Source organism: Natronomonas sp. (genome assembly GCF_046483325.1).
In the GTDB taxonomy this organism is placed as follows: Archaea; Halobacteriota; Halobacteria; order Halobacteriales; family Haloarculaceae; genus Natronomonas.
This window is the reverse complement of record NZ_JAWODL010000003.1, coordinates 1-12,959: the sequence shown is the minus strand read 5'-3', so window position 1 is coordinate 12,959 and position 12,959 is coordinate 1. Positions and strand designations below refer to the sequence as shown.

15 protein-coding genes are annotated in these 12,959 nt (G+C 58.7%); 8 read left to right on the top strand and 7 right to left on the bottom strand.

Annotation, left to right across the window (positions count from 1 at the left end):
- Window positions 1-5: 5 nt before the first annotated feature.
- Window positions 6-368, bottom strand: coding sequence for a 50S ribosomal protein L7Ae (gene rpl7ae, locus R6U53_RS00390; RefSeq protein ID WP_410320401.1), 363 nt, complete (start codon window positions 366-368; stop codon window positions 6-8).
- A gap of 325 nt (window positions 369-693) precedes the next feature.
- On the opposite strand from rpl7ae, the gene dpsA reads away from it, so the two are divergent.
- Window positions 694-1,239, top strand: a complete 546-nt coding sequence (gene dpsA, locus R6U53_RS00385) for a DNA starvation/stationary phase protection protein DpsA (protein WP_410320400.1) — start codon at window positions 694-696, stop codon at window positions 1,237-1,239.
- A 20-nt stretch (window positions 1,240-1,259) separates the two neighbouring features.
- On the opposite strand, the gene R6U53_RS00380 is transcribed toward dpsA, so the two are convergent.
- Entirely contained in the window at window positions 1,260-1,394 is a 135-nt protein-coding gene (locus R6U53_RS00380) for a hypothetical protein (RefSeq protein ID WP_410320399.1), read from the bottom strand.
- Window positions 1,395-1,498: 104 nt separating this feature from the next.
- Here R6U53_RS00380 and R6U53_RS00375 point away from each other — a divergent pair, with 104 nt between their 5' ends.
- Window positions 1,499-2,146, top strand: coding sequence for a hypothetical protein (locus tag R6U53_RS00375; protein ID WP_410320398.1), 648 nt, complete (start codon window positions 1,499-1,501; stop codon window positions 2,144-2,146).
- 8 nt (window positions 2,147-2,154) lie between these two features.
- Here the strand turns inward: R6U53_RS00375 and R6U53_RS00370 are convergent, their stop codons facing one another.
- Window positions 2,155-2,517, bottom strand: a complete 363-nt coding sequence (locus R6U53_RS00370; RefSeq protein ID WP_410320397.1) for an OB-fold domain-containing protein — start codon at window positions 2,515-2,517, stop codon at window positions 2,155-2,157.
- A complete protein-coding gene (locus R6U53_RS00365) occupies window positions 2,514-3,668 on the bottom strand; it encodes a thiolase C-terminal domain-containing protein (RefSeq protein WP_410320396.1) in 1,155 nt (384 codons plus the stop codon). Before R6U53_RS00365 ends, R6U53_RS00370 begins: the two co-directional genes overlap by 4 nt.
- A gap of 185 nt (window positions 3,669-3,853) precedes the next feature.
- On the opposite strand from R6U53_RS00365, the gene R6U53_RS00360 reads away from it, so the two are divergent.
- Window positions 3,854-4,996, top strand: coding sequence for an ABC transporter ATP-binding protein (locus R6U53_RS00360; RefSeq protein ID WP_410320492.1), 1,143 nt, complete (start codon window positions 3,854-3,856; stop codon window positions 4,994-4,996).
- A 12-nt stretch (window positions 4,997-5,008) separates the two neighbouring features.
- On the opposite strand, the gene R6U53_RS00355 is transcribed toward R6U53_RS00360, so the two are convergent.
- From R6U53_RS00355 to R6U53_RS00345, 3 genes are all read right to left on the bottom strand, one after another.
- Entirely contained in the window at window positions 5,009-5,311 is a 303-nt protein-coding gene (locus R6U53_RS00355; protein WP_410320395.1) for an AzlD family protein, read from the bottom strand.
- On the bottom strand, window positions 5,304-5,987 hold the full coding sequence (locus R6U53_RS00350; RefSeq protein ID WP_410320394.1) for an AzlC family ABC transporter permease: 684 nt from the start codon (window positions 5,985-5,987) through the stop codon (window positions 5,304-5,306). The genes R6U53_RS00355 and R6U53_RS00350 overlap by 8 nt, the downstream gene beginning before the upstream one ends.
- A 63-nt stretch (window positions 5,988-6,050) precedes the next feature.
- The gene (locus R6U53_RS00345; RefSeq protein WP_410320393.1) at window positions 6,051-6,749 is read right to left on the bottom strand and encodes a TOBE domain-containing protein; all 699 of its coding nucleotides are present in this window, start codon (window positions 6,747-6,749) and stop codon (window positions 6,051-6,053) included.
- 240 nt (window positions 6,750-6,989) lie between these two features.
- Between R6U53_RS00345 and R6U53_RS00340 the strand changes: the two genes are divergently transcribed.
- The 5 genes from R6U53_RS00340 to R6U53_RS00320 form a co-directional block, all read left to right on the top strand.
- Window positions 6,990-7,928 carry a substrate-binding domain-containing protein gene (locus R6U53_RS00340; RefSeq protein WP_410320392.1) on the top strand — a complete coding sequence of 313 codons (939 nt, stop codon included), beginning with the start codon at window positions 6,990-6,992 and terminating at the stop codon, window positions 7,926-7,928.
- A gap of 2 nt (window positions 7,929-7,930) precedes the next feature.
- On the top strand, window positions 7,931-8,647 hold the full coding sequence (locus R6U53_RS00335; RefSeq protein ID WP_410320391.1) for an ABC transporter permease: 717 nt from the start codon (window positions 7,931-7,933) through the stop codon (window positions 8,645-8,647).
- Entirely contained in the window at window positions 8,647-9,411 is a 765-nt protein-coding gene (locus tag R6U53_RS00330; RefSeq protein ID WP_410320390.1) for a phosphate ABC transporter ATP-binding protein, read from the top strand. Before R6U53_RS00335 ends, R6U53_RS00330 begins: the two co-directional genes overlap by 1 nt.
- A 423-nt stretch (window positions 9,412-9,834) precedes the next feature.
- Entirely contained in the window at window positions 9,835-10,032 is a 198-nt protein-coding gene (locus R6U53_RS00325; RefSeq protein WP_410320389.1) for a hypothetical protein, read from the top strand.
- A 1,688-nt stretch (window positions 10,033-11,720) separates the two neighbouring features.
- The coding region (locus R6U53_RS00320; protein ID WP_410320388.1) for a hypothetical protein at window positions 11,721-12,959 on the top strand (1,239 nt) is incomplete at its 3' end.

Sequence of the window (12,959 nt, the reverse complement as noted above, 5' to 3'; positions counted from 1 at the left end):
GTCACCTACCGGAGTTCCTCGAGTTTCTCGGCGATGGACTCGACGTCGTCGCTCGCATCGCCGGCGTCGACGATAGCGGCAGCAGCGCTGCCGACCTGCAGGCCAGCTGCATGGCCGATGTCGTCTTGCGTCCCCACGAAGACGTACGGTACGTCCTTTTCGGTCGCGATCTCGGGGAGGTGCATGACGACCTCCTCGGGACTGACGTCCTCGGCGATGAAGACGAGCTCGGCGTTGCCGCGCTCGACCGCTTTCGTCGTTTCGTTCGTTCCTTTCTTTACCGAGCCGGTGTCCCGGGCGACTTCGAGGGCCTCGATGGCATCGTCCTCGAGATCGGCCGGCACGTCGAAATCTACGTATACTGACATTGTTGACTCCTCCTACGCGCGGGCTCGCGCTCCCCCGCCGTCGAACCGACTCGTTCGAACGCCGGTTCTTCGCACCGAGTCGGTGCGTAAGTCCTGTCTGGCTAGGAGCATCACAACCCCGCGTAGGCTGTACACCACCGTACTGCACCACCGCATAAAAGCGCTTATGAACGGACTCGCGCGTGCGAACCGGCAGCAGGGGCCCGTTCGATCGGACGGAGCTCGGCGGATGGACTCCAATATAACCAAAAAAATTTCTCGGATAGAAAGTATAATTTCCTTAATTGGGAAGCTTTAATACGGTACACGCCGAAGTACTGCCTGTATGAGCACCCAAGAGACCATTCGCCGTCGAGCCGGGAGCGTGGAAGAAACCGCCCTCAAAATCGATCCCGACAAAGCGGAGCAACTGGTAGACGCGTTGAACACGGACCTCGCCGCGACGTACGTGTTGTATCACCAGATCAAAAAGCACCACTGGAACGTCGAAGGCGCGGAGTTCCTCGACGTCCACGAGTACCTCGGCGATGTGGCCGAGGATCTCGAGGAGGACGCGGACGCGATCGCTGAACGCGCACAGGCAATCGGGGGCGTGCCGCTCTCCGGCGGCGCGACGTTCGAGGAACACGCTCCGATCGAGCCAGAGGGTGAGGAAGTCTACGGGGTTCGCACTTCCCTCGAGAACGACGTCGAGGCCTTCGGCGTCATTATCGAATCGCTCAGAGATCACATCGGATTGGCAAATCAACTCGGGGACTACACGACCGAAGAGCTACTCAGAGATACGCTCGAAGTCGTCGAGGAACACGCACACCACCTCGAACACTACCTCGAAGACGACACGCTGGTGCTCGAGTCGGCAACAAACTAATGAAAAAGCGGCTGTTGTAGTTATCGTCGAACGTCGACGGTGAGATCAGTCGAGATCCACCCGTCGCAGTTGTCCGGTTCGGTGAAAACCGTTCGGTCGGGCGAGGTCGCGTGAACACGGAGCCCGATCGCCTCGTTCGCGTCGATAGCGCTCATTGGTCCAGTCTCGGGGATGTCCGGTCTAAACGTTTTCGGTCAGCCTAAACACGCTTCGGATCGGGCGACCGTACCGTTTTCACCGTCCGGCCCTCAACGTAACCATGGACGAGCGCGAGCGCGATCTGACCGAGGCAACGACCGAACTCTCCGACACCCTCGAATCGCTCCGGGCGGAGCTGGTGAACGGGCCGAGAGGCGATCGCCCGCCTGGACTCCCCCGTCCGCCGACGCCGACCGAACTCCTCCGGTTTACCGAACATCACACGATTCCGGCGACAATCGCGCTGTTGGAAGCGGCGATCCGGTCGTTGGAGCTTTTGGCCGCGGTCCTCCGCGTCGTCGACGGGAGACCAATGGATGCGGTCTCGGGAGAGACGAGTTCTCGATCGCCGCTCGGCGGGCGTGATCGACTCGCCGAGACGAGCCGCGAAACGCTCCGCCGACTCGACGACGCGCTCGTGGAGTTCCAATCGGCCGCACGCGGCGAGCCGTCGAATCCCGAACTTCAGCGACTGCTCGCCGAAGCGCGCGACCTCCGATCCGAGGTCGACGCTCGACTGGCCGAAGCCACCGACGCGGGCGGTGACTCGGCCCCAGTCGACGAAGCGGGCGATAATTCCGCGAACACACGAGGGGGGTCCGACCCGGATCACGTCGAGATCGACGTCGACGAGGAGTTGGCGTCGATAAAACGCTCGGTCGATGAGGATTCCGATTCGGAGAACGACGGTCCGCCCAAGGAGCCGTAATCGATCGCCTACTCGACCGGCTCGAACCGGTATCCGTCCCAGGATTGACTCGCCGGCTCCCGGATACCGGCGTCGGGGTCCCGCAACTCCTGGCAGTAGACGGGCCGCACCTCGTCACCGACCGCAACGTCTCCCGTGGTAAGTTGACACAGCGCCCGAACCGCCTGGCCCTCGATCTCGAACTCGACGATCGCGAGGTGGTTCGGCTCTCGAACGCCTGGCGGCGTCGCGTGTGAGGTCGTCCAAGTGACGATCTCCGCAGTGTACTCGCTCAAGTCGACGGTGTCGACCGGTTCGTCTCCGTTCGGGCCGCGCGGATGGCCGGGATAGGTGATCGAGCCGTCCTCATAGCGGTACGCTTCCATGGTCATCGTCGCCCCTCGATAATCACGGTGGTCACACAGTTTCCGAATCCGCCCACGTTGCAGGCCAATCCGACGTCGGCGTCGACCTGCCTCGGACCCGCATCGCCGATGACCTGTTTGTAAATCTCGTAGCCCTGTGCGACGCCCGACGCGCCGAGCGGGTGGCCCTTCGATTTGAGACCGCCGGAGGTGTTGATCGGGAATTCGCCGTCGATGGTCGTCGTCCCCGCCTCGATCTCCTTCCACGCTTCCCCCTTCGAGGCAAAATCGAGTCCCTCCATCTGCAGGAATTCGAGGATCGTAAACATGTCGTGGAGTTCCGCCACGTCGATGTCGTCGGGGTCCTTCCCGGCCATTTCGTACGCCCGTCGGCCGGAGTCGACCACGCCGCCCATCGTCGTCGGATCGACGCGTTCGTGGACGACGTGGGTATCCGTCGCGCCTCCGATCCCCGAGATGACGGCGTACTCGTCGGCGTACGACCTCGCCATCTCAGCGGGACAGAACAGCAGCGCGGCTGAGCCGTCGGTTATCGGGCAAAAATCGTACAACCGAAGTGGATCCGCGATCATCGGGGCCTCCATCGCGGTTTCGACGTCGATCTCCTTTCGAAACTGCGCGTGGGGGTTTCGAACGCCGTTTGCGTGGTTTTTCACCGCGACCTTCGCCAAACTCTCCCTCGGCGCGTCGAACTGATCGAGGTACAGCCGAGCCGTGAGACCGGCGAACGACGGCAACGTTACGCCCTGTTTGTACTCGACGGGATGGGTAAGCGATGCGATAACGTCGGTCGACTCGCTCGTGGTCCGGTGTGTCATCTTCTCGCCACCGATCAAAAGCGTCATCTCCGAAGTACCGCTCGCGACCGATTGCCACGCGGCGTAGATGCCGGCCCCGCCGGACGACGAGGTCTGATCGATACGCTGCGTATAGGCGGGTATCGCCGCGAGATCGTGGGCGAGTGCGTTCGGAACGCCAGTTTGTCCCTCGAACTCGCCGCTGGCCATGTTCGACACGTAGAGGTGCTCGATTTCGTCTGGATCGACGCCTGCGTCGTCGAGACACTCCTGACCGGCCTCGGCGAGCAGTTCGCGAATCCACGCGTCCCGCTGGCCGAACTTCGTCATCGACGCACCGATGACTGCTACGTCTGGCATGGATGCTGACTCATACGGCGGCACAGTAAACGTTCGGACTCGTCGATCGGATGCCTGAAGCCGGGATCGAACGGAAGGGTTTTTGGCCTACCTAAACGAATGGGAACTAATGATCGCAGCTGCGTCGGATCGGATCCGCGGAGGTGGGCGCGGTGTCCAGTGAACTTCAACAGCGAAGCCCGCAGATGGGAGAGGTCACCGGGAGCGCTTCGGCTGGCGAGACCGAACCGGAGTCACAGACCGTCCTCGAACTAGATTCGATCGATAAATCCTACGACGGGACAAACGTGATCCGCGATCTCTCGTTGGCCGTCCATGAGGGTGAACTGCTGACGCTTCTCGGACCGTCCGGGTGCGGCAAGACGACGACGCTCCGATTGATCGCGGGGCTCGAACGCCCCGACAGTGGCGCCGTTCGACTCGATGAGGAGACCGTCACCGGACGCGATTTCGTGCCGGCCGAGCGGCGTGACGTCGGCGTCGTTTTTCAGGAGTTCGCACTCTTTCCACACCTCTCGGCCCGCGAAAACATCGCCTTCGGGATACAGGAGTGGCCCGATGCCGAACGCGACGAGCGGGTCGAGAACCTTCTCGAACTCGTCGGCCTCTCCGATCACGGTACTAAATCCCCCGACGAGCTCTCCGGCGGTCAACAACAGCGGGTTGCACTCGCTCGATCGCTGGCGCCCGAACCACGCCTCCTCCTCCTCGATGAACCGTTCTCGAATCTCGACATCGACCTCAGAGTCGAAATGCGCGAGGAAGTCCGCGAAATCCTGAAGGAGGCCGGCGTCACCGCAGTGTCCGTCACGCACGATCAAGAGGAGGCGATGTCGATATCGGACCGCGTCGCGGTGATGAGCGAAGGCAACCTCGAACAGGTCGGAACGCCAGAGGAGGTGTTTCAACAGCCCGAGTCGAGATTCGTCGCCGGGTTCCTCGGACACGCGTCGTTCGTCGCGGGGCACGTCAAAGAGGACTGCGTCGAGACGGGTGTCGGCTGTGTGCCGCTTGACCGCGTCCACGGGCTCACGGACGCCTACCACGGCTCGGAGATCGACCTGATGGTCCGGCCGGACGACGTTCGCGCGCGCCGCGTCGACCCCGAAGCCGCGAACGGTGAGGTCGTCCACCGCCGGTATCTCGGACCGACCGTGCTCTATCGCGTCGAGATCGACACCGGGGACGTCGTCGGCTGTATGCACAACCACGCGGACAAGGTGTCACACGAGGATCCGGTCTTCGTGAGCCTCGACGCTGAACACGAACTCGCGTGGTTCCCGCGCGGGGAACGAACGATGGCTGACGGGGGCGTCGACCGCGAGTGACACCACGGCCAGTCAGAAGCCGCGAAGTAGCACGACGACTCCGATTGCCGCACCAAGTGCGACGAGGAGATTTTTCGTCCGTACGGCAACGACGGCGGCGACTGCCCCGGCCGTCCACTCAGCTGGCCCACCGGCGGCGAGTTCCGGTGCGACGATGGCGACGATAATCGCCCCCGGTAGCGCTTCGAGAGCTACCTCGGTCCGTTCGCGAACGTCTATTATTCCGAGTAGCCAGAGCCCGCCCGCCTTCGTGGCGTAGGTCACGACGCCCATCCCGAGAATGACGGCGACGACGAGGCCATCGAGTTCAATCACGTCGGATCACCGCCGCGAGACTCCCCGCGACCCCTCCGAGGATGATGTACCAATTTCCGGGAAGGAATTCCACACCGACGAGCGCGAGCGCGGCCGCGAGCGCCCACGGTGTGATATCCTCGCGGCCGCGCCAGAGTCCGACCGCCAGGACGATGAAGATCGCCGTCAGCACGAAATCTAACCCGAAACGTTCGGGATCGGCGATTGCGCTCCCGACAGCCGCACCCACGGCCGTGGTCGCCACCCACAGCGACCAGAGGGCGAGACCGGCGCCCAACAAGAACGCCCCGCGCCCCGCGCCGCTTCGGAGATCCGCGATCGAGAGCGCCCACGTCTCATCAGTGATGAAAAATACGCTCCCGTACGCACGGCCACCCGAAAGGTGTCTGAACCACGGTCGGAGGGACGCACCCATCAACACGTAGCGCAAGTTGACGATGAGCGTCGTGACGAGGATGGCGACGATCGGCAGCGGCGAGCCCCACAGCTCGACCGCGATGAGTTGTGACGCCCCGGCCAAGACGACAGCGCTCATGAGCGTCGCCTCCGCGACGGAGAGCCCCGACTGTCGAGCGATGACGCCGAACGCGATCCCGTACCCACCGACGCCGACGGCGACCGGTAGCCCGGCCCAGAACCCCGCGATGACCCCGGCTCGGTCGAAAGAAACCGACATACGTAAGCGTGACCTGCCGTCAATCTTGTAGGTTCCGTAACGGATCGGTCGCCGTGACGTTTGCTAGCTCGCCCGGCGAACGAGTCGCGTCGCCGTCGCCTTCCAGGTGATCGCGACCTGCAACCCGTCTCGCAGTCCGAGCGTGGACACGCTCGTCTCCGTGACGAGCACCGGTACGTCGATTCCACCGATATCTACGTACACCGTTTGTACCGTTTCACCGCGGTCGATCCCGACGATGCGGCCCGAACATCGGTTTCGGGCGCTCGTTACGTCCGGGTCGGGAGTCGTCTCGCTGCCGTGGACCGTGATCGCATCCGCACCGATTCGGAGTTGTACCCCATCACCGACACCGATCCCGTCGTGGAGTCCCCTGATCGCGCCCACGTCAGTATCGACGGTCGCCAACTCGCCGTCGAGTGACGTGACGATGCCGTCGAGGACGGTCTCCGGTACGCGGGCCGCGGCTTCGAGCGTGATCGCCAGGCGGTCGTACTGGTCCAGTATCGAAAGACCGTTATCGGTGAGGCGACTTCCGCCGCCACCGCTCCCGCCGCGTCGGCGTTCGACGAGCGTGCCGAACGCCGTTTCGAGCGTTTCGATTCGAGCGAGAGACCGAGCGCGCGAGCGACCGAGCTCCGAGGTCGCCTGGGCGACGGAGCCGGTGCGATGAATCGATTCCAAGAGTGCGCGGTCGCGTGCGTCGAACTCGGTACCGTCGACGATGATCGCTGCTCGCGCTTTCCCCCTCGTTTCGTCCATCCACTGGATGGTGTTCGCGTATATATATAGTATGTTCGCACAGCCGGATCCAACCAGCGAAGTCGGCGTAACTAATTGTGGGCACTCGCTCGTTTCGATAGTGGATCGCGATCGTGTAAAACCAACCCTATCGGAACTACTCGACGGTGACGAACGGACGTCGACCCACCGTCCCGCGTAACTGTTATCAGTTGATTCCGTTGCGGAAGGTATATTTAGTATCAGTTCAACGGTGTTTCTATGTCGATACAACGCCGGGAGTTCGTCACGGCGATGGGTGCGGGAGCACTCGCAAGCACCGCAGGGTGTGTCCGGTTCGGTGGTGGCAACGAGGCTTCGAGCGGGGAACAGCCGGGAATCACCGGTGAAACCCTCACGCTCACGACGACGACGAGCACGTACGATACTGGGCTGCTCGACGAGATTCACCCCGACTTCGAGGAAATGTACGGCGTCTCGGTCGATGCGATCGCACAGGGAACGGGTGCGGCTCTCAAGTCGGCTCGTAACGGTGATGCCGATGTCGTAATCGTCCACGCCCGAGGCCTCGAGGACGAGTTCATTCGAAACGGGTACGGGATCAACCGTCGCAGTATCATGTTCAACGACTTCGTCATCGTGGGTCCCGAGAGCGATCCGGCGGGTACTCAGGGGATGGGTTCGGCGACGGAGGCACTTACGGCTATAGCCGAGGCCGAAACGACGTTCGTCTCGCGGGGGGACAACTCCGGAACTCACACGAAGGAACTCAATCTGTGGGAGACCGCAGGAACCGATCCGGGTGGGGACTGGTATCAGGAGACGGGGACCGGAATGGGGGAAGCGCTGAACAACGCCAACCAGCGGGCCGGGTACACGCTCTCGGACCGCGGGACATTCATCTCTCAGCGCTCGGAGCTCGACCTCGTGATCCACGTTCAGGGTCCCATCGAGGGCGGGCCGGAGCTCCTCGCGAACCCGTACGGAATCATGGCGGTCAACCCCGGCGTACACGACAACGCGAACTACGATCTCGCGATGGCATACATCGGGTGGATCACCGGTCCGGAAGCGCAAACGGCCATCTCGAGCTATCGGATCAACGAAGAACAGTTGTTCTTCCCCGAAGCGGTCTCCGATGACCCAAACTTCCAACAGTACGTTCCGGAGGAGTGGCGTAACGGCCCATCCGGGGGATAACCGTGCCACTCGAACAGATCGCACAACTGCTGCCGGCGATTCTCGACCTCCCGTTCAGGGACGGCTACGTCTGGAGTGTCGTGTACGTCTCCCTGTACGTGAGCCTCATTGCCGTCGCGCTGAGTACGCTGTTCAGCGTACCGGTCGCCGTCGTGATGGGCCTTACCGAGTTCCGTGGCAAGCAGCTGGTGAAATCGATCATCAATACGGGGATGGGTTTTCCCAGCGTGGTCGTCGGTCTCGTCGTGTTGTTCGCCGTCTCCAATCAAGGACCACTGGGCTCGTTGGAGCTCATTTTCACCAAGGAGGCCATGATCATGTCGCAGTTCGTACTCGCGACGCCGCCGATCACGGCGATCACACTCGCTGCTATCAGTGGCGTAAACGAGAGCGTTCGCGACGCCGCCCGCGTCCTCGGTGGGACGCGCACCGACGTGGCGCTGGTCGTTCTCAAGGAAGCCCGATACGGGATCGCGACGGCGATCTTGGCCGGGTTTGGTCGCGCAATCAGCGAGGTCGGCTCCGTCCTCATCGTCGGGGGAAACATCACGAGTGCCGAGGGTATCTCGAAGACCCGGACGCTGACCACGGCCATCCAACTCGAAGCCCGTCAGGGGCGCTACGAGACTGCAATGATCCTTGGGGGCGTCCTGGTCGTACTCGTGTTGGCCGTCAACGCGATCGTCGTCCGGTTCGGCGACCGGGGGGTGCATCGCTGATGCTCCGCACGATGACGGTGTCGAAGTCGTACGAAGGCGAACAGGTCTTTCGAGACCTATCCATCGACATCGAAACCGGGGAAGTTGTCGCGATAATCGGACCATCGGGCGTCGGAAAGACGACGCTGTTGCGCATGCTGGCGCTATCGCTCGAACCGGACGATGGATCCGTCGTCTTTGACGGCAGGGACGTGTGGGCAGTCGATCAAACAGAACGCCTCTCCTTGCGACGGCGTATCGGGATGGTCTTCCAAGAGGCGAGCCTCTTCGACGCTTCGGTCGCCCGAAACGTCGAATACGGACTCCGAATCAGGAGATCGTGGTCCGATAGGCTTCGAAGTGAACTCCACTCGATCGTTCGTTCGAATGGAACTGCTGACGCGGTACGTACTTCCCTCGACATCGTCGGGTTGACCGAGAAAATGAATCAACACAGTGAGTCACTTTCGGGTGGCGAGGCTCAGCGGGTGTCGTTCGCCCGTGCACTAGCCTACGATCCGGACATGTTACTGCTCGACGAGCCGACTTCGGACCTGGATCCACGAAACACCGCCGTCATCGAGGAGGCGATCTCCGAGGCCCGAAACCGGGGGATCGGGGTCGTCGTGGCGACACACGACATGCATCAGGCACGGCGGGTTGCGGATCGTGTCGCGGTACTGCTCTATGACGGTATCACGGAGGTCGCTTCGACCGACGTGATTTTCGAGGACCCAACGGATAGTCGCACTCGAAAATTCATTTCCGGCGAATTGATATACTGATCTGGCGGGCCGTACTCGCTATCGAAAGGGTTGCGCAGGGGCCCTCTACAACGGATCGCCGTCGGGTTACCCGTGAAACTGCTGTGTGTTGAACCGGGCGATCGATCGGCGACGGTCCCCCGTAGGATAGCCGGGCGATGCTGCTCGAGCCCCTCCGACTCACAATCGCTCGTTACCCCTTGTACTAGCGAGTGCCGCCGGTGTTAAGTTGCGAACGACAGAAAGTGTTCATGACATCTCTCCAAATGAGGGGGGCGCGGAACAAGGCCCACAAGAGTTGTCTGATGTTCGAGAATGGCTCTGTTAAAATCCTATTCTTTAGATACATTATTGTCTGAAACAGCCGGTCGCTGAAGAGTGCGAATTGAACGGCGAAGGAGATATACACAAGAGAATAGAATTCGCTCAACAGGCAGACCAGATATGAATGAAGATTTATTTGTTCGTGTAGTTGGCGGTATTGGGACAATAGCGATTCTAATCGTTGTGGTTACTGTAGGCGCTTTATTGGGAAATAATCCTGATGAAATGTTTGCTTGGTCAATGATTAGTACAGTCACACTCTCAACATGTGCGGTTATAATCATCTACGGTTTCAAAGACAAAATAGATTCAATATAGTGAGCGATCGAGAGTACGTACTGAGCGGTTGGGGTGAAAAACTATCAGCTGCTGAGGATTTCAACAAAGCCAAATCCTCCCAAAGTCTCGGTTGCTCCGGCTTGTTGAGGGGGCGTTTTTCCGTCCACGACGCTGGTGGAAGCAGTTCTGTGAACTCGCTCTTGCGTGTACCGTTCACAATCTTGAACAAGTAATCTAACGACCAGTACTCACCCGGTTGTAAAAGACAAAATAGGTGATCGTGAGGAAAAGATACATTCCACTCGTCAACAGAGGTGACCACTCCAGTACGAAGATCAAAAATACGGCGCAGAAACCACCTAACACAACACCACTAAGCAAACTGATATGTAGTCCCTCTGTAGACTGAATTTGTAGGTTATTGCCAGTTATCAGCCGAACCACAATCATTCCGACTGTAAGAGATGCCCACGTGAGAATTGGGAGGCCGACTACCGTCCAGACGGTTGCTGACAACTGATCGGATGTGCTGACTAGTATAGCCCAACCAAATAAACCGAGTCCGGCCCACGCAATACTCCGTAGAAACTCTTCACGAAAGATCAGGTGGACTTGTGGATGTTGTAGGAATTCACGGAGTGGATTCCTTGTCTCGGCCGACTCCTGGTTCAGTGCCTGCTTTCCTTCTGGTGAGAGCGGCCATTCTGACTCCGGATGGTTGATATAATATAGAGTCAGTGAGTCAGCAAGCGTTTCTGTTGCGATAACTCCGCGTTCTTCCAGTTCGTTCAACCGATTACGGAGTGTAACCTTTGAGACATCTGGTTTGATCTGCTGTTGAATCTGCTGTAGTGAAAAGAATGGCCGATCGGACTGATACATCCTCTCAATAACGTGCCGTTGCGTGAGCTTCGTATTCACCCTCCTGTTTTCCGGCAATTGCTCAGAGATTCGTGGAGGGAGTGACATCTGTTGTCGATAATTCATCAGGGAGATATGGACGTTTCGGATTGGGGAGATGGGTCTGTGAGTTACTGGCCTGAAGTCGCTGTCCCAGAGAAGGGACTATATCGTGATTGGAGTGTCAACGGTATCTGAGCCCACAAACAGTACCAGAGAACGGTAATGTCAATCACTGAGACATACGCGACAATAATCCACAGAGAGGATCCGTTTAAATCCTCCAACTTTGATAAGAACTAAGTTCTGAATACGGCGCGCGTATCTCGAGCCGATAGAAGAATCTTAATCAAGTTCCTTGAGTCGCTCAATAAGACGAAAAATTGCTCCGGAAGAGCCTAAAATCCTACCTTTGCGGACACAAAGTGCGTTTTCTGCCCGCAAAATTCTACCATTCGGACGCAAAATTCTCAACGTTGCTTTATCAGCAGCAATACTTGATTGACCTGTAAATATGAAACTACAACCACGGCGTATCATACGGGAAGAACTGTTGCGAAGTATCGCGTGGATTGGTCTCGGAATTGTTGGATGGTCAAAAGCCTCTTTTTTGGGATCATGCTTAGCGGCGTCGGAGCAGTGTATCTTGCCACAGAAGGTGGGTACTCTACTCTGTGAGCAATATTGTATATAGTAGAACAAATAATATGAATATCGATAGCAGATTTTACCACAGTGTACAAATCACACAAGCCGAATGGACTCGTCGTCGCCGGCAACTCAACCGCTCACGGACGTGGCAAGCTGCTCTCGTTGCTGGACTTACCGTGTTCTCGATCGTGGGAGGAGTCGTAGCGTATAGTCTCGGAGATGAGCTTTATACCGGAGGTGCAACGCTACCGATTGAAACAGTACGGATCGCCATAACGATCAGCACCCTCGCATTGCTTATTGAATTCACACGAGAAGCCTCTAAACGACTAGAACACATCCACGTAGACCATCTGCTGATGACAGTCCCTGAACGAGATCTCCTCCTTGGAGTGGTGCTTTTCGTCTACAGTTCAGCGATAGCCAAGTTCGTATTACCCACACTTGGCGTCGCAATCGGATTCGGTCTTAGCACTCGATCGATGGCTAGTGCCTTTTCGATCGTCATCGCCGCGGCTGGCTTACTTGCGCTCGCAGTAGTTATCAGTATCAACCTTTCCTTTGCTATCGATTACGTGACCAGTCGGTCAATCTTCTTTCAACGATATAAACGACGGATCTTCTTGGTAGCGACCATTTTCGTCGTGTTCGTGTGGCCGATCGCAAGCGAACTAATGGATCTTGAGCTCTCCATAAGCATTCTCGCTAATCTTCCATTGGCATGGTTCGTCGATTTCGTCCTGCTAAGTATACCGGGTGGACAAGCAGAGTTCTTTCGCGGGGTAGGTGCTATCGCCATGCTTGTTGGCGGTATACCAGTGCTGACGATAACAGCGACTGCTCTCGCCAAGCGAGTATGGAACACTGTGCCTGTTAATTCCGCGACTCTCCATCAGTCTCGGTCGCTCGTAGGATCAGGAGCAGCAGAACACCTCTTCGTCGGACATATCTCACGACCGGTATTAACCGTTGCTCGAAAGCGCTGGCTTCAGGAACGGCGCGTTCCGAGAGGGCTGTTGATCGCGGGATATATGCTTTTGATTCTCCCAATCGTCTATCTCCCTATACTGGCTAGTGGCAAAATACTGCCCAGCTCGCCGCTACTCTTTGCGCTCGTGGTGGCTGTCGGAATCGGGATTGCGTTTGGACTGGAACTGCTTAGCTCCGAATACCCGACGCTACCGATGACACTCACGTCGGTTTCCGGTCGCCAGTTCGTTCGGGGGACTATTCTCGCTGGCACCACAGTTAGTGTACCGATACTACTGGGCGTTACCGTCCCTCTTGGGGTCGGAAGTTCTATCAGCAATATTGAGACAGTATTACTCACAATTGTTGGGTTCCTTCTCTGTATCTGTAGTGTCACACTTGCCGCTACAATCGGGATGAATACCCCATATCAGAAGTTCTGGCCG